A 15,445-nucleotide genomic window follows, 5' to 3' on the forward strand; every position below is an offset into this window, starting at 1 on the left:
GGATGCTGTGACGTACCACGCCGACGCTGACCGCTATGACGGTCGCATGATCTACCGCCGCACGGGCAACTCTGGCCTGGACTTGCCGGTGCTGAGCCTGGGTTTGTGGCACAACTTTGGTGATGACAAGCCGTTGTCGGGGCAGCGGGAGATCCTGCGCCGCGCGTTTGATCTGGGTGTGACGCACTTTGACCTAGCGAACAACTATGGGCCGCCCTACGGCAGCGCCGAGGTCAACTTTGGTCGGGTGTTCGCTGAAGACTTGAAGCCGTATCGCGACCAGATCGTGGTGTCCACTAAAGCTGGGTGGGACATGTGGCCGGGGCCATACGGCCAGGGCGGTGGCGGCCGCAAGTATGTGCTCGCAAGTCTCGACCAGTCGCTCGCACGCATGGGGCTCGAGTACGTCGATATCTTCTACTCGCACCGCTATGACCCCACGACACCGCTGGAGGAGACCGCGCAGGCGCTCGATGCGGCGGTGCGTGCGGGGAAGGCGCTTTACGTGGGAATCTCCTCGTATGACGCGGCGCACACCCGGGAGATGGCTCAGTTGCTGCGCGAGTTGGGCACGCCGCTGTTGATTCATCAGCCCAGTTACAACATGTTGAACCGCTGGGTAGAGACGGAGGGCCTGCTTGACGCTGCCGATGAGGTGGGAGCAGGGGTGATTGCGTTTACGGCCTTGGCTCAGGGGATGCTGACGGACAAGTACTTGGGTGGTGTGCCGGATGACTCGCGGGCGGCAGCGGGGAAGTCCCTCAATCCTGAGTGGCTGACTGACTCCGTTGTGGAGCGCCTGCAGGGCCTGAACGAGATTGCTCAAGGCCGTGGTCAGTCTTTGGCTCAGATGGCGCTGGCGTGGACCTTACGGGATCCGCGTGTGACGTCGATTGTCATGGGCGCATCGTCGGTGGCGCAACTGGAAGCGAACGTGGGGGCCCTGGAGCGGCTTGATTTTTCGGACGCTGAGCTCGCGGCAATCGACGAGTTGGCGACGGATGCGGGTATCGACATCTGGGCTGACGCGCGTCACGGCACCTTGTAGGCGCCGCGTCATGGCAGGGGCCGATGCCGGGCCTCCTAGCGCTGGCTAGCTGCGCAGCGCAGGTGTCAGGAGATCCCAGGTGCGTGCGGCGATAGCGCCGCGTTGGCCGTCGGGTGCGTGCGACACAGTGAGCGACACCATGGAGATGGCAAGCATGACATCGTCGACGGTGCGGGACTTTCCTAGCTCCCCGTTGGTGTGTGCGGCGTCGATCTTGGGTAGCAGCGCCGCACGCAGGCGGTCGCCAAACTGGGCGATGCGGGAGTCCGAGCCGTGTGCGGCGATGAGTTCCACCAGGGTTGCGGCGTCGATCGCTTGACGGGTGGCGAGTTCAACGAGGTCACGCAGGGTCGATTCTGGCTGGGCCGACAGCTCCTCGATGTCCACCACGTTGTCTTCGAATACTTCTGCTGCGAGTGCGATGCGGTCGGGGAAGTGGCGGTAGAGGCTGCCTTGTCCTACGCCGGCGCGCTGGGCGATGAGCCGCAGTGGAGCGTTGATGCCGTGCTCGGCGAAAACGTCCCGCGCGGCGGCGAGGAGGGCTGCACGGTTTTCCCGCCCGGCTTGAGCTCCTCCACGTGCACGGGGTTGCGTTGCCATGGTCTTAGAATAGATACCGGACAACGTTGTCCGGTCATCTGGAGGGAAGACACATGCAGGAATGGGACGAAGAAGTCGATCTCCTGGTCGCAGGCAGCGGTGCAGCTGCGCTTAGCGCCGCGATTGCAGGAGCAGACGAAGGCCTACAAGTTCTGGTCGTCGAAAGCACCGACAAGTGGGGCGGCACTACCGCCATTTCGGGCGGCGGCCTATGGATGCCCAACCACCCCGACATGGAGAAACTGGGCAAGCAGGACTCTCCCGAGAAAACGCTCGAGTACATGGATGTCACGATCGGCGACGTGGGCCCGGCTTCAAGTACCGCGCGTCGTGAGGCCTACGTTCACGGCGTCACCGCGGTCTACAACGAATGGCGCCGCCTAGGTATTACTTGGGCGCTCAGCGCCGACTACCCGGACTACTATCCCGACAAGCCCGGTGGCATGGACGGTGGCCGCGCCATCGAGACAGAGCCTTTCGACGCCAAACGGCTGGGAAGCTGGCACGACTCTTCCCGCGCCATGCTGCCCGCACCGCTCAAGACCGACGACGTATGGCTCCTCACCCGAGCCTGGTCCTCCGCATCGGGCTTCCGGAGAGGTGCCCAGTTTGTGGGACGCACGCTCAAGGGTGTCGCCACAGGAAAGAAGCTCTACGGGCTGGGCGGCGCGTATGCCGGTCACCTCATGGCCACCGCCAAGAAGCTCGGCGTGGAGGTGCGCTTGCGTACCCCGATTGTGTCCGTCATCAAGGACGGTGACGTCGTCGTGGGTGCAGAGATTCGTACCCCTGGCGGCATCAAGCGGGTCCACACCCGCGCCGGCGTGATGCTCGGTACCGGCGGGTTCGCTCGCAACAAAGAATGGCGCAAGGAGCACCACGGTATTGAGGGGTACACGTCGGCGCCGGAAGGTGACGATGGCAGCGGGATCCAGGTGGGAATCGATGCCGGAGCTGATGTGGCGCTGATGGACGACGCATGGTGGGGTGCCTCCATCATGATGCCTGACGGCGAAGCGCAGTTCAGCGTCAACGAACGCTCAGACCCCTACTCGATCATTGTGGATCAGTCCGGACAACGGTTCTGCAATGAGTCCGCGAGCTACATCGATGTGGGGCACGCGATCCTGGAACGCGATAAGACGGTGCCCGCGATTCACTCGTGGATGCTTACGGAGCGGCGCCACCACCGCAAGTTCCTCAACAACGCTGCACTTCAAGGACTCAACAAGCTCAAGAAGGCAGGCTCCGTTGTCGAAGCCGACACGCTTGAAGACTTGGCGGCGAAACTGGGCATGGATGAGGACGTCCTGCTCGCCACCGTGGCGCGTTTCAACGGATTCTGCCGTACCGGAGTCGATGAGGACTTTGACCGCGGCCGCACCGCCTACGACAACTATTACGGGGATCCTTCACTGAAGAACCCCAACCTGGGTCCCCTCGAAAAGGGCCCCTTCCGTGCCTTCAAGATTGTGCCCGGAGACCTCGGCACTAAGGGTGGACTCCTCACCGACGAACACGCTCGCGTGCTCGACACCGCGGGTACACCCATTGAAGGCCTGTATGCGGCAGGCAACACCACCGCATCAGTCATGGGTCGCACTTATCCCGGCGCCGGTTCCACCATCGGCCCTGCCACCGTGTTCGGTTTCCTTGGGGCCAAGCACGCCGCGACCCGCATCAGCACATCCGCGCACTAATCCCCATGCAAGGAGAATGACCATGTTTGGCAAGAAGGACAAGGCGGCAGTGGACTCGGACGCCTCGGCGGCTACGCCCGCTCCCACCGCGGCAGGCTCCACCGGGCTCAGCGGCGACACCAAGATCAAGGACTGGTTGGCACACCCCCAAGGCGGCCCAGTACTGCGGGCCATGCTGGCCCAGGCAGGCCAGGACGAGTCGCAACTCAAGCCCGTTCGCGGATTCGCGATGAAGCGCCTGATCCCCATGAGTAAGGGGCAGTTCTCAGAAGAGAAGATCGCGGAACTGGTCGCCATGGCTGAGGCCTACGACCCGTCCTCTGCTCCTGACGAGGCTCAGGCCACCGGTGAAGCTCACGCGGCGGATTCAGAAGCCGAAGAAGAACTCGAGCTCCCGGAGTTTGAGGAGAAGATCACGGAGGGCCGCTTCGCGGGCAAGACGCTCATCATTACCGGCGCTGGCTCTGGAATCGGTCGGGCAACCGCATCGCGTGCCGCCCGCGAAGGCGCACGCGTCATCGCCGTTGATCTCAATGAAGCCGGTCTCGACGAGTTCATCTCCGAACACGCCGGTCTCGACATCGTGAAGGTCGTCGCAAACGTGACGCGGCAAGAGGACGTCGACGCGGTCGTTGCGGCGGCAGGGGACACGATCGATGGCCTCGCCAACATCGCCGGGATCATGGACAACATGACGCCTTTGCACGAGGTGTCTGACGAGGTGTGGGACAAGGTCATGGCGGTCAACGCCACGGGCTTGTTCAAACTGTCGCGTGCAGTGATTCCCACCATGCTGGAGGCGCACGCCGGCTCCATCGTGAACATCACCTCAGAAGCCGGCATTCGTGGCTCAGCTGCTGGTCTCGCGTACACAGCGTCCAAGCATGCGGTGGTGGGCATCACTAAGTCGGCCGCCTTTATCTACGGTCCGCAGGGGCTGCGCGTCAACGCAGTGGCGCCCGGTCCGGTCATCACTGGAATCCAGGCGTCGTTTGACTCGCCGATGGCGGCCGCACGCATCCAAAAGGCGATGGCGGTGTTGCCCACGCCAGTGGGTCCAGAGTCGCTTGCGGCGTCGATCTGCTTCCTGTTGTCGGACGACGGTCACAACATCAACGGCGTGATTCTGCCGTCGGATGGAGGATGGTCCGCGGTCTAGGGTGCGGCACTGACTCTGGTCTGCGCGACACGACCCTGCGGGGCCTCGCCGATCGCCTGAAGGTGGACGGCGGGGCCCCGCAGGCGTCTACGTCAGTGCCATGCCGCGCGTGCGGTGACCCACGATGGTGACGGCCACCGTGATGGCGGCACTCAGTGCCATACCTGCGGCGATGTGGACGTTGAGCAGCAGCGCTCCGCAGCAGGCGCCAGCCCCAATCAACACGATCGCCCCCATGCGTCGCTTCCAAAACGGCATACCTTCCCCGCCTGCCGCGGAGTCAGCAGCGAGACCGGTGATGGTGGACGTGACCACGACGGTGGTGACATCCCTGACCGCAATGTGGCGCGCTACCGCAGCCTGAAGGCCCATCGCTAAACCCAGGGATGCGGTGATGACGAGTTGGAGGGCTTCCGTGGGATGGGGGTCGAGGGCCATGGTGACCGTGGCTGTGGACAGCATGATCGCGACCACGGTGAACATCGCGGTGGTCTTGCCTGACCAGCCAGCATCCCGGGCACGGAGGGTGCGCCCACCGATGGCGGCGCCCGCCATGAAGCCCGCCAACGCGACGACGGGTCCCACCACGGGTAAGTCGTCGACGCCCGTCAATCCCATTCCCAGAATGACCACGTTTCCTGTCATGTTGCCGGTGAAAACCCTGTCGAGGCCCAGGTACCCCACCGCGTCGATGACTCCGGTGGAGAACGTCAGAGCAAGCATCAACAGCAAGTGAACGCGGCCGATGCTCGAACGGGTGGTGATGGTCACGGCGCCTCCTGGCGTGATGGGTGCCGGGGATGGGTGGGCTCTAGTACCGAACTTAGCCGGAGCATCGGCACTGCGGACGTAGGCTCGACGTATGCCAACTCCGCACATCTCCGCGCCCGATGGCGCTTTCGCCCCCGACGTTCTGCTGCCCGGTGATCCGCGACGTGCCGCGCTGATCGCCGACCGCTTCCTCGACGACGCTCACCTCGTGACCGAAGTTCGGGGCATCCTTGGCTTCACCGGCACCCATCAAGGCCGACCGTTGTCCGTGATGGCTACCGGCATGGGCATGCCGTCGGCCACCATTTACACCACCGAACTTGTGCGGCATTACGGGGTGAAGCGCATGGTTCGCGTGGGTACCGCCGGTGGCATCCATCCTGACTTGCGTCTGGGAGATGTCATTGCGGCGTCCGCTGCTCACACGGATTCGGCCATGTCGACGTACCGTGTGCCGGGTATCCATTACTCGCATGCGCCGGCGTTTTCGCTCTTGCGTTCGGCAGCTGACTACGCCGATGCTGCCGGCGTGAACCTGCGTGTGGGACCGGTGCTGACCTCAGACGCCTTCTACCACCCCGAGCCTTCGCTCGTGGCGCGAGTCGCTGAGTACGGCACGCTTGCCGTCGAGATGGAAGCAGCAGGAATCTATGCGGTTGCTGCGGCAGAAGGGGTGGAAGCGCTGATGGTCGCCACCATCTCCGACCACGTGGTCCGCGGCGAAGAACTGAGCGCGGACGAACGCGAGAAGACCTTCGAACGCATGGTGTCGGTCGCGTTGGGAGCGCTCGCGGACTAGTCGCTAGACCCCTGCCGACAACTGAGGGGCCGATGCCAGGTCATCCCGGCATCGGCCCCTCAGTTGTGGTGGATGTTAGGAAGTGCGGTGCGCCCGGTAGTAGGCGATCAGCGCTTGGGTGGAGGCGTCCTGCGCGTCTAGAGCGGCATCGTCACCCTCGATTGCGGGCGCGATCTCCAGTGCGAGCTTCTTGCCTAGTTCCACTCCCCACTGGTCGAAGGAGTTGATGCCCCACACCACGCCCTGGACGAACGTGATGTGTTCGTACAAGGCGATGAGTTGACCCACGACGGCTGGGGTCAGGGCCGGGGCAAAGATCGACGTGGTGGGCTTGTTTCCTGTGAAGGTGCGTGCGGCGACGAGTGCGCCCGTGGTGCCTTCCGCTTCGACCTCGGCCGCGGTCTTTCCAAAGGCGAGCGCCTTGGTTTGGGCCAGGAAGTTTGCGAGGAACAGGCCATGGACATCGCGACCCCCATCTTCCAGAGGGTAGGCAGGGTTGACGACCGCGATGAAGTCCGCAGGGATGAGCCTGGTGCCCTGGTGAATCAGCTGGTAGAAGGCGTGCTGGCCGTTCGTGCCGGGCTCGCCCCAGAAGATCTCGCCGGTGTCGGTGGTGACGGGGGAGCCGTCCCAGCGCACCGACTTACCGTTCGACTCCATCGTGAGCTGCTGCAGGTAGGCGGCGAATCGGTGGAGTTGCTGCGCGTAGGGCAGCACTGCGTGTGACTGTGCGTCGAGGAAGTTGACGTACCAAATGTTGAGCATCCCCATCAACACGGGCACGTTCTGCTCCAGGGGCGTGTCAGCGACGTGGCGGTCAACCGCGTGGAAGCCGTCAAGGAGTTCGCCGAACACGTCCGGCCCAAGAGCGATGGCGAGAGACAGTCCAATCGCGGAGTCAACGGAGTAGCGTCCGCCTACCCAGTCCCAGAATCCAAAGGCGTTCGTGGGGTCGATGCCGAAGTCGGCAACCTTGTCCAGTGCGGTCGACACTGCGACGAAGTGGTGGGCGACGGCCTCGGCTTTTGCCTCTTCGGTGGCGACATCAACACCAGCGGTTGCCAACGCGTTCCACAGCCAGTCGCGTGCCAGGCGCGCGTTGGTGAGCGTTTCCAAGGTGGTGAACGTCTTGGATGCGACGATGAAGAGCGTGGTCTCAGGATCAAGGCCCTTGACCTTCTGCGCCATGTCGGTGGGGTCGATGTTCGAGACAAAGCGGGCGCTGATGCCAGCGTTGGCATAGGGCTCCAGGGCCTCGTAAACCATGACGGGCCCCAGGTCTGAGCCGCCGATGCCGATGTTGACAATCGTCGTGACCTTCTTGCCGGTGACTCCCACCCACTCTCCGGAGCGGACTCGCTCGGCGAACTCGGTGACGCGGCCCAGGACTTCCTGGACGTCGTCGTCGATGTTCTGGCCGTCGACGACGAGCGGCGGCTCGGCATCGGCAGGGCGGCGCAATGCGGTGTGGAGAACTGCGCGGTCCTCAGTGGTGTTGATGTGCTCGCCTGCGAGCATCGCGGCATAGCGTTCGGCGACGCCGGTTTCCTGTGCAAGTTTGACTAGCGATGCGGCGATCTCGTCAGTGACCAAGTTCTTGGAGAGGTCCACATGCAGATCTGCGAGCGGGAGCGAGAAGCGTTCGACGCGGCCCGGATCGGTGGAGAACCATTCACGGAGATCGGGGGCGAAGCCGTCGCGGTGTGCGGTGAGCTCGGCCCAAGCGGATGTGGTCGTCGGATCGATCGGTGCAGTCACAGGACCAACGTTAGTGGGCTTTTTGCTTGTCGTCTCTAGGACTGAGTGCTTATGTGTGAGGAATCTGCAAAAAGGCGCATCGCTGATTCGTCCATCCCGCGGTAGTGCGCAGAAGCCGTCCCCTCCCAAGGTGACTTCCGCGCACTACCGGGATCGTGGCGCCGCCCAACGCCTCCCGCGTCGGCGCCACGGGTCTCAGCGTTGCGCGCTGCGACATCTGAGGTGCGCGATGCGACTGGTCCCAAGCGACCAGGTCCGCCCGTGCACCCACCCTGATTCCGGAGTGAGGCTCGCTCGCCGATGCTGCCCGGTGCTCTGCCAACACCAGGACCTCCGACGCGGACAACGTGACATCACTGTGCGCATCGAACTCATCGTTAAAGCCCGCCACATCGACAATCACGTCTCCGGCCACTGCCACGGCCGCGGGACGCAAGTCCCCGTCGATGAGTGCGAACTGTGCGCGCACCACCACATCCATCAGGCTCATATGGGGACTGTAGGAGCGCTGTGTTTCGGCCGTGTGTCAGCCGTGTAGCAATTTGTCGCTACTCAGGACCAAATGCGTCGAGGATGTCGTCGCGCCATTCCGGGGCGTCGAGGCTGGCGCGGTCCAGCAGGTCCCGCCAGTCGTCGCGGGCGTGGTCTGCGGCGTCCTCAAAGAGGGCGAGGCTGCCGCGAGCTGCCAGTACCACCGCTGCATGGATGCGTTCGGGGTCGATCGAGCCGTCAACGGGCAATCGTTCAAGGGTGCTGAGAACTCTCGGTGCTGACGGTCCAAAGTCGCTGATGACGCGCTCGCGAACTCGGTCGCTGACAACAGGCATGGCGCCCATTCTGACACTCCGAAGCAATGTCACAGGGTGGAGGTACTTTCTTCTTGCGGGATGTTGATGACTGTCAGATATGGAGCCATCGGCGTGTCGTCACGGCGTGTCCGTATGAGCACGGGCGTGTCGTGTGGAGTGCTCCACAGAAGTCCACAGGATCCTCACAGGGGCTGTGTACAAAATTGTGGAGAAACACAGCATGTTGTGGTGGCGACATAGGGTGACCCCCATATTATGGTGGTGCCGTTGGTCCGCACAAAGTCCCCGGAAGGAAGCTCTCATGACAATCTCGGTTTACTCCAAGCCCGCTTGTGTGCAGTGCACTGCGACAAAGAAGGCACTCGAGCGCGCTGACCTCGAGTTCGAGATTTTCGATGTGACGATGGACCAAGACGCGTACGACACCGTCATGAAGCTCGGCTACATGCAGGCTCCCGTCGTGGTGGCTGGCGACGAGCACTGGTCCGGCTTCCAGCCCGACCGCATTGCGGCCCTGGCTGAACGGGCCGCCTCCTAACCGGAGCTCTTGGTGGCGTCGCTGGTCTATTTCAGTTCGGCATCGGGCAACACGCACCGATTCGTCGAAAAATTGGGCGTGCCAGCGCACCGCATCCCGTTGCTCCCCACCGAGGAGCCACTCACCGTCGACGAGCCCTACGTCTTGATTGTTCCCACCTATGGCGGGGGCAATGGCAAGGGCGCCGTACCCAAGCAGGTCATCAAGTTCCTGAACGACGAACACAACCGTTCGTACATCAGGGGAGTGGTGAGTGCTGGAAACACCAACTTTGGCGCGGCCTACTGCATCGCTGGGGACATCATCTCCAGCAAGTGCGACGTGCCCCATCTCTACAAGTTTGAACTCTTTGGAACCCCGGACGACGTCACCGCCGTTCGCAACGGATTGGATCTGCTGTGGAAGCAACAGTGATTGAGAAGCCCCGCACGGGCATGGACTACCACTCGCTCAACGCCATGCTGAACCTCTATGACACTGAGGGTCACATTCAGTTCGATAAGGACCGCGAAGCGGCCCGCGAGTACTTCCTCCAGCACGTGAACCAGAACACCGTGTTCTTCCACTCGCTCAAGGAGCGCCTGGACTACCTCGTCGAGAAGGAGTACTACGAGCCCCAGGTGCTCGAGCAGTACGACTTCTCCTTCATTCAGGAACTCACCGAGCGTGCGTACTCCAAGAAGTTCCGCTTCCCCACCTTCTTGGGTGCCTTCAAGTACTACACCTCGTACACCCTCAAGACGTTTGACGGCCAGCGTTACCTCGAGCGGTACGAAGACCGTGTCGTGATGGTGGCACTTGCACTTGCCGCGGGTGACGAAGCACTGGCAACGAGCCTCGTGGACGAGATCGTGGCAGGACGCTTCCAGCCTGCAACCCCTACCTTCCTCAACGCAGGTAAGGCGCAGCGTGGCGAGTTCGTGTCCTGCTTCCTGCTGCGCATCGAAGACAACATGGAATCCATCGGGCGTTCCATCAACTCCGCACTTCAGCTTTCCAAGCGCGGTGGTGGCGTGGCCTTGTCGCTGTCGAACATCCGTGAAGCCGGAGCACCCATCAAGCAGATCCAGAACCAGTCATCCGGCATCATCCCGGTGATGAAGCTGCTGGAAGACTCCTTCACCTACGCGAACCAGCTGGGTGCCCGTCAGGGCGCTGGCGCCGTGTACCTGTCCGCACACCACCCGGACATCATGAAGTTCATGGACACCAAGCGTGAGAACGCTGACGAGAAGATCCGCATTAAGACGCTGTCGCTTGGCATCGTCGTGCCGGACATCACGTTCGAGCTCGCCCGCAACAACGAAGAGATGTACCTCTTCAGCCCGTACGACGTCGAGCGCGTCTATGGAGTGCCCTTCGGTGACATCTCCATCACGGAGAAGTACCAGGAGATGGTGGACGATGCGCGCATCCGCAAGACCAAGATCTCCGCGCGTACGTTCTTCCAGACGGTTGCGGAACTGCAGTTCGAGTCTGGCTATCCGTACATCGTGTTCGAAGACACGGTCAACAAGGCCAACCCTGTTGCCGGACGCATCAACATGTCGAACCTGTGCTCGGAGATTCTGCAGGTCAACACGCCCTCGGTGTTCAACGAAGACCTGACGTACGCAGAGACCGGCAAGGACATCTCCTGCAACCTGGGCTCCATGAACATCGCGACTGCGATGGATGGTGGCGACTTGGGCAAGACGGTGGAAATCGCCGTCCGCGGCCTCACCGCAGTTTCCACGCAGTCCAGCATCGACTCCGTGCCTTCCATCAAGTACGGCAACGACCGCGCACACGCGATTGGTCTGGGTCAGATGAACCTTCACGGCTACCTGGGCCGCGAACGCATCCACTACGGCTCTGAAGAAGGTGTGGACTTCACCAACATCTACTTCTACACCGTGCTCTTCCACGCGATCGCGGCGTCGAACACGATCGCCAAGGAACAGGGCACCGCCTTCGAGGGCTTCGAGAACTCGAAGTACGCCAGCGGTGAGTTCTTCGACAAGTACACGGACCAGGAATGGCTTCCTGCGACCGACCGTGTCGCGGCATTGTTCGCGGAGGCGGGCATCGCCATCCCCACGCAGGATGACTGGCGCGAGTTGAAGGCCAAGGTCCAGGAGTACGGAATCTTCAACCAGAACCTGCAGGCCGTCCCCCCGACTGGCTCGATCTCTTACATCAACAACTCGACGTCGTCGATCCACCCGATCGCTTCGAAGATCGAGATCCGCAAGGAAGGCAAGCTGGGACGTGTCTACTACCCGGCACCGTTCATGGACAACGACAACCTGGAGTACTTCCAGGATGCGTACGAGATCGGCCCAGAGAAGATCATCGACACGTATGCGGCCGCAACGCAGCACGTGGACCAGGGACTGTCATTGACGCTGTTCTTCCCTGACACCGCGACCACACGTGACATCAACCGCGCCCAGATCTACGCATGGCGTAAGGGCATCAAGACCATCTACTACATTCGCATCCGACAGCTCGCCCTTGAGGGAACAGAAGTTGACGGCTGCGTGAGCTGCATGCTGTAGCGCCCGCGATTGACTTGTAGCGAAGAAGGAATCAGAGATGACAGAGAAGCTGACCCTCGTCAGCCACGTTGACGCGATCAACTGGAACCGCATCCAGGACGACAAAGATGTCGAAGTCTGGAACCGACTCACCGCGAACTTCTGGTTGCCGGAGAAGGTGCCGCTGTCCGGTGACATTCAGTCGTGGGCGACACTGACTCCCGAGGAGCAGACGCTGACCATGCGGGTGTTCACGGGGCTGACGCTCCTGGACACCATTCAGGGCACGGTCGGTGCCGTCTCGCTGATTCCGGATGCGCTGACGCCGCACGAGGAAGCTGTCTACACGAACATCGCGTTCATGGAGTCGGTGCACGCCAAGAGCTACTCGTCGATCTTCTCGACGCTGTGCTCCACGCCAGAGATCGATGCCGCGTTCCGCTGGTCCACGGAGAACCAGAACCTGCAGCGCAAGGCGCAGATCGTGCTGGACTACTACCACGGTGACGACCCGCTCAAGCGAAAGGTCGCATCGACCCTGCTCGAGTCGTTCCTGTTCTACTCCGGCTTCTACCTGCCCATGTACTGGTCCAGCCGCGCCAAGCTGACAAACACTGCTGACCTGATTCGCCTCATCATTCGCGACGAGGCTGTTCACGGCTACTACATCGGCTACAAGTACCAGAAGGGACTGGAAACGGAGTCGGCTGCTCGCCAGGAAGAGTTGAAGGAGTACACCTTCAACCTTCTGTACGACTTGTACGAGAACGAGGTCCAGTACACGCAGGATCTGTACGACGGTCTGGGTATGACCGAGGACGTGAAGAAGTTCCTTCACTACAACGCCAACAAGGCGTTGATGAACCTGGGGTACGAAGCTCTGTTCCCGGCCAACGTCACTGACGTCAGCCCCGCGATCTTGTCAGCGTTGTCTCCCAACGCGGACGAGAACCACGACTTCTTCTCCGGATCGGGTTCGTCCTACGTGATTGGTAAGCACGAGGAGACGACGGACGACGACTGGGACTTCTAGTCGGTATCTGCTGAACAGCGAGGGGGACGACCAAGCCCGCCGGGGGGGCCCCCCCGGGTCTGGCCCATATCCCCTCGCTATATATGGGGATTGTGCTCGCGGGACTCTCGCTGCCTGCCACGAGTGTCACAGACTCATGGTGAGATAGGGGCGTGAGTGAGACGACTAATCCCCGCGCCCGCCACCAGGACCTCGTTCAGCAGATCGAGGAGCATCGGGCTCGCTACTACGGCGATGACGCTCCCACGATCTCTGACGCTGCGTACGACGCGCTCGAGGTTGAACTGCGCGAGCTTGAGGCGGAGCACCCGGAGTTAGCGGAGCCAGACTCGCCCACACAGACGGTGGGATCGGCGCGCGCAGAGACGGGCTTTGCCTCAGTGCAACACCGTGAGCGCATGATGAGTCTGGACAATGCCTTCTCTATTGACGAGGTGGAGGCGTGGCTTCTGCGTGTGGCGCGGGAAGTGGGCGAGCAGGAAGTCGTGTGCGAACCCAAGATCGATGGGTTGTCCATCTCACTGACTTATGTAGACGGGGAACTGACCCGCGGTGTGACGCGTGGAGACGGCACCACTGGCGAGGATGTGACCGCGAACGTTCGCACCATTGCGTCGATTCCTGCGCGCCTAGCGGGTGACCACGTGCCTGCGCTGGTGGAGGTGCGCGGTGAGGTGTTCCTCCCCGTCGCAGCGTTTGAGCAACTGAATGACAGACTCCGCGCCGAAGGCAAGGATCCGTACGCTAATCCCCGCAACACCGCCGCGGGTTCCTTGCGCCAGAAGGACTCTGCCGTGACCGCGCAGCGGCCCCTGGACGTGACGACCTATGCGCTGGGTGCGCTGGAGTGGGGTCCCCAGGGGGCCGATGCTCGGGCAGAGACCCAAGCTGGTGTCTACGCCTTGTTGGAGCAGTGGGGGCTACCGGTGAGCGCTCACGTCAAGACGCTGAGCGGGGTCGCGGCAATCGACGACTACTTGGGGGACTTAGAGCAGCGCCGGCACGACCTCATCCATGAGATTGACGGTGCAGTGCTGAAAGTCAACTCGCGTGCAGTGCAAGCCCAGCTGGGCTCAACGAGCCGCGCGCCTCGTTGGGCGGTGGCGTACAAGTTCCCGCCGGAGGAGGTGCACACAGTGTTGGAAGACATCCGAGTCGATGTCGGCCGGACCGGTCGGGTCACTCCCTACGGGGTGATGACGCCGGTCACGGTTGCTGGCTCTACTGTCACCTTCGCCACCTTGCACAACAAGCACGAGGTCAAGCGCAAAGGTGTGCTGATCGGCGACACGGTGGTGCTGCGCAAGGCGGGGGATGTCATTCCGGAGATCGTGGGGCCGGTGGTCGCGGCGCGCACCGGCAACGAGACCGAGTGGCAGATGCCGGAAGGGTGCCCGTCGTGTGGCATGGCGCTGGTGGAGCAGAGGCAGGGTGACAAAGACATGCGTTGCCCTAACGCGCGTGCCTGTCCCGCTCAGATCATTGACCGCATCGCTTTCATCGGCGGCCGCGGTGCGCTGGACATTGAGGTTTTGGGTGAGAAGGCTGCGGCGGCGCTTGTCGCTGAAGGCGTGTTAGAGAACGAGGCGGGCTTGTTCTCTCTCACCGAGGACGATCTCACTGGGGTTTCGCTGTTCACGTTGGACGCCGACTCTAAGAAGGACGGGGTAGAGCGGAAGGCGGGGGATCTGTCGACGAACGGCGCCCGGCTCTTGGAGAACCTGCAGGCGGCCAAGACTCAGGACCTGTGGCGCGTGCTTGTCTCGTTGAGCATCAGGCACGTGGGACCGACGGCGTCCCGCGCGTTGGCCGGTGCCTTGGGGTCGATCCCGGCAATCCGGGCAGCGAGTGAGGCCGAGCTCGCCGCTGTCGATGGCGTGGGGCCCACGATTGCGGACTCTATCCGGCGCTGGTTTGAGGTCGACTGGCACTGTGACATCGTCGACCAGTGGGCAGCGGCCGGCGTGCGGATGGAGGAGGAGCGTGACGAATCGATTCCGCAGACTCTGGCTGGCCTGACTGTGGTCGCGACGGGCTCCCTTGAAGGGTTCACCCGCGACAGCGTCAAAGAAGCGATCCATGCTCGTGGCGGCAAGGCGTCGTCGTCGGTGTCCAAGAAGACCGACTTCGTGGTGGTCGGAGAGAACGCCGGAAGCAAGGCAACCAAGGCGGAAGAACTTGGACTCCCGGTGCTGGATGTCGAGGGGTTCCGCAACCTGTTGGAACACGGGCCCGAAGGCTTATAGCGGGGAGCCCCTCCTGGCGGGGTCGCCATTACCACAGACCCCGCCGGAAACGTGCGAAAAAATTTCTGAAGAATTTTCGGAGGATTCGCGGCGATGGTGCCGACTCAGGGGCCTTTCTCTAGCGATTTACCAGGGACGATGGGGGCCAGGCGGGGCCGAAAGTCCCGATTTGACGAAGGGTTCAGAAGTGCGTAATGTTTTCCTCGCTGCCAAGGAAGGGAGCGCCGCGGAGGGCCTCGAGAGAGACCTGAGCGGCACCACTTGGAAGTACCTCACCAGACATCACGATGGTCGCTAGCGCGCCCAGAATGACGTATGATTGAGGGCCGGATCAGAATCCAAGACACGCCGACAAGGCGAGTTGACAGAGTCCGATCCGAGTAGTAAGTTAGAAGGGTTGCCCCGAAGCCGGACCGGTTGGTTTGGTGGAGGTGCGCGTCCGATCTTTGAGAACTCAACAGTGTG

At 62.3% G+C, this 15,445-nt stretch carries 14 protein-coding genes; 9 read left to right on the top strand and 5 right to left on the bottom strand.

Annotated elements, in window-relative coordinates; all coding sequences use genetic code 11:
• The first annotated feature begins 7 nt into the window (after positions 1-7).
• Entirely contained in the window at positions 8-1,048 is a 1,041-nt protein-coding gene (gene mgrA, locus ON058_RS10945; RefSeq protein WP_274669077.1) for an L-glyceraldehyde 3-phosphate reductase, read from the top strand.
• Between the two features lie 45 nt (positions 1,049-1,093).
• On the opposite strand, the gene ON058_RS10950 is transcribed toward mgrA, so the two are convergent.
• Entirely contained in the window at positions 1,094-1,648 is a 555-nt protein-coding gene (locus ON058_RS10950) for a TetR/AcrR family transcriptional regulator (protein WP_274669078.1), read from the bottom strand.
• Positions 1,649-1,701: 53 nt separating this feature from the next.
• Between ON058_RS10950 and ON058_RS10955 the strand changes: the two genes are divergently transcribed.
• Positions 1,702-3,348 (top strand): FAD-binding protein, encoded by a 1,647-nt coding sequence (locus tag ON058_RS10955; protein ID WP_274669079.1) that lies wholly within the window; start codon positions 1,702-1,704, stop codon positions 3,346-3,348.
• Between the two features lie 22 nt (positions 3,349-3,370).
• Positions 3,371-4,507 carry an SDR family NAD(P)-dependent oxidoreductase gene (locus ON058_RS10960; protein ID WP_274669080.1) on the top strand — a complete coding sequence of 379 codons (1,137 nt, stop codon included), beginning with the start codon at positions 3,371-3,373 and terminating at the stop codon, positions 4,505-4,507.
• Positions 4,508-4,594: 87 nt separating this feature from the next.
• On the opposite strand, the gene ON058_RS10965 is transcribed toward ON058_RS10960, so the two are convergent.
• Positions 4,595-5,278 (bottom strand): YoaK family protein, encoded by a 684-nt coding sequence (locus tag ON058_RS10965; protein WP_274669081.1) that lies wholly within the window; start codon positions 5,276-5,278, stop codon positions 4,595-4,597.
• A gap of 91 nt (positions 5,279-5,369) precedes the next feature.
• On the opposite strand from ON058_RS10965, the gene deoD reads away from it, so the two are divergent.
• Complete coding sequence (gene deoD / locus ON058_RS10970; protein ID WP_274669082.1) at positions 5,370-6,077, top strand: purine-nucleoside phosphorylase; 708 nt, start codon at positions 5,370-5,372, stop codon at positions 6,075-6,077.
• A 75-nt stretch (positions 6,078-6,152) separates the two neighbouring features.
• Here the strand turns inward: deoD and pgi are convergent, their stop codons facing one another.
• Genes pgi through ON058_RS10985 form a run of 3 tightly spaced genes read right to left on the bottom strand, consistent with a single transcriptional unit; the run spans position 6,153 to position 8,662 of the window.
• A complete protein-coding gene (pgi, locus tag ON058_RS10975; RefSeq protein WP_274669083.1) occupies positions 6,153-7,835 on the bottom strand; it encodes a glucose-6-phosphate isomerase in 1,683 nt (560 codons plus the stop codon).
• A gap of 49 nt (positions 7,836-7,884) precedes the next feature.
• Positions 7,885-8,325 carry a hypothetical protein gene (locus ON058_RS10980; protein WP_274669084.1) on the bottom strand — a complete coding sequence of 147 codons (441 nt, stop codon included), beginning with the start codon at positions 8,323-8,325 and terminating at the stop codon, positions 7,885-7,887.
• A 58-nt stretch (positions 8,326-8,383) separates the two neighbouring features.
• Complete coding sequence (locus ON058_RS10985; protein ID WP_274669085.1) at positions 8,384-8,662, bottom strand: hypothetical protein; 279 nt, start codon at positions 8,660-8,662, stop codon at positions 8,384-8,386.
• A 283-nt stretch (positions 8,663-8,945) separates the two neighbouring features.
• On the opposite strand from ON058_RS10985, the gene nrdH reads away from it, so the two are divergent.
• The 5 genes from nrdH (at position 8,946) to ligA (ending at position 14,980) form a co-directional block, all read left to right on the top strand.
• A complete protein-coding gene (gene nrdH / locus ON058_RS10990; RefSeq protein ID WP_274669086.1) occupies positions 8,946-9,182 on the top strand; it encodes a glutaredoxin-like protein NrdH in 237 nt (78 codons plus the stop codon).
• Positions 9,183-9,194: 12 nt separating this feature from the next.
• Positions 9,195-9,596: a class Ib ribonucleoside-diphosphate reductase assembly flavoprotein NrdI gene (gene nrdI, locus ON058_RS10995; RefSeq protein ID WP_274669087.1), complete on the top strand. Its 402-nt coding sequence runs from the start codon at positions 9,195-9,197 to the stop codon at positions 9,594-9,596.
• A gap of 20 nt (positions 9,597-9,616) precedes the next feature.
• On the top strand, positions 9,617-11,722 hold the full coding sequence (gene nrdE, locus ON058_RS11000; RefSeq protein WP_274669110.1) for a class 1b ribonucleoside-diphosphate reductase subunit alpha: 2,106 nt from the start codon (positions 9,617-9,619) through the stop codon (positions 11,720-11,722).
• Positions 11,723-11,759: 37 nt separating this feature from the next.
• On the top strand, positions 11,760-12,734 hold the full coding sequence (gene nrdF, locus ON058_RS11005) for a class 1b ribonucleoside-diphosphate reductase subunit beta (RefSeq protein WP_274669088.1): 975 nt from the start codon (positions 11,760-11,762) through the stop codon (positions 12,732-12,734).
• 152 nt (positions 12,735-12,886) lie between these two features.
• Complete coding sequence (gene ligA, locus ON058_RS11010; RefSeq protein ID WP_274669089.1) at positions 12,887-14,980, top strand: NAD-dependent DNA ligase LigA; 2,094 nt, start codon at positions 12,887-12,889, stop codon at positions 14,978-14,980.
• Positions 14,981-15,445 lie beyond the last annotated feature (465 nt).

Origin of the sequence: Demequina sp. B12, from assembly GCF_028823635.1 — a bacterium.
Classification (GTDB): Bacteria; Actinomycetota; Actinomycetes; order Actinomycetales; family Demequinaceae; genus Demequina.

Bases quoted from the DNA above. Each gene is read 5' to 3' on its own strand.
- ON058_RS10950 (WP_274669078.1), bottom strand. From the start codon at position 1,648: ATGGCAACGCAACCCCGTGCACGTGGAGGAGCTCAAGCCGGGCGGGAA.
- ON058_RS10955 (WP_274669079.1), top strand. From the start codon at position 1,702: ATGCAGGAATGGGACGAAGAAGTCGATCTCCTGGTCGCAGGCAGCGGT.
- ON058_RS10960 (WP_274669080.1), top strand. From the start codon at position 3,371: ATGTTTGGCAAGAAGGACAAGGCGGCAGTGGACTCGGACGCCTCGGCG.
- deoD (WP_274669082.1), top strand. From the start codon at position 5,370: ATGCCAACTCCGCACATCTCCGCGCCCGATGGCGCTTTCGCCCCCGAC.
- ON058_RS10980 (WP_274669084.1), bottom strand. From the start codon at position 8,325: ATGAGCCTGATGGATGTGGTGGTGCGCGCACAGTTCGCACTCATCGAC.
- ON058_RS10985 (WP_274669085.1), bottom strand. From the start codon at position 8,662: ATGCCTGTTGTCAGCGACCGAGTTCGCGAGCGCGTCATCAGCGACTTT.
- nrdH (WP_274669086.1), top strand. From the start codon at position 8,946: ATGACAATCTCGGTTTACTCCAAGCCCGCTTGTGTGCAGTGCACTGCG.
- nrdE (WP_274669110.1), top strand. From the start codon at position 9,617: ATGGACTACCACTCGCTCAACGCCATGCTGAACCTCTATGACACTGAG.
- nrdF (WP_274669088.1), top strand. From the start codon at position 11,760: ATGACAGAGAAGCTGACCCTCGTCAGCCACGTTGACGCGATCAACTGG.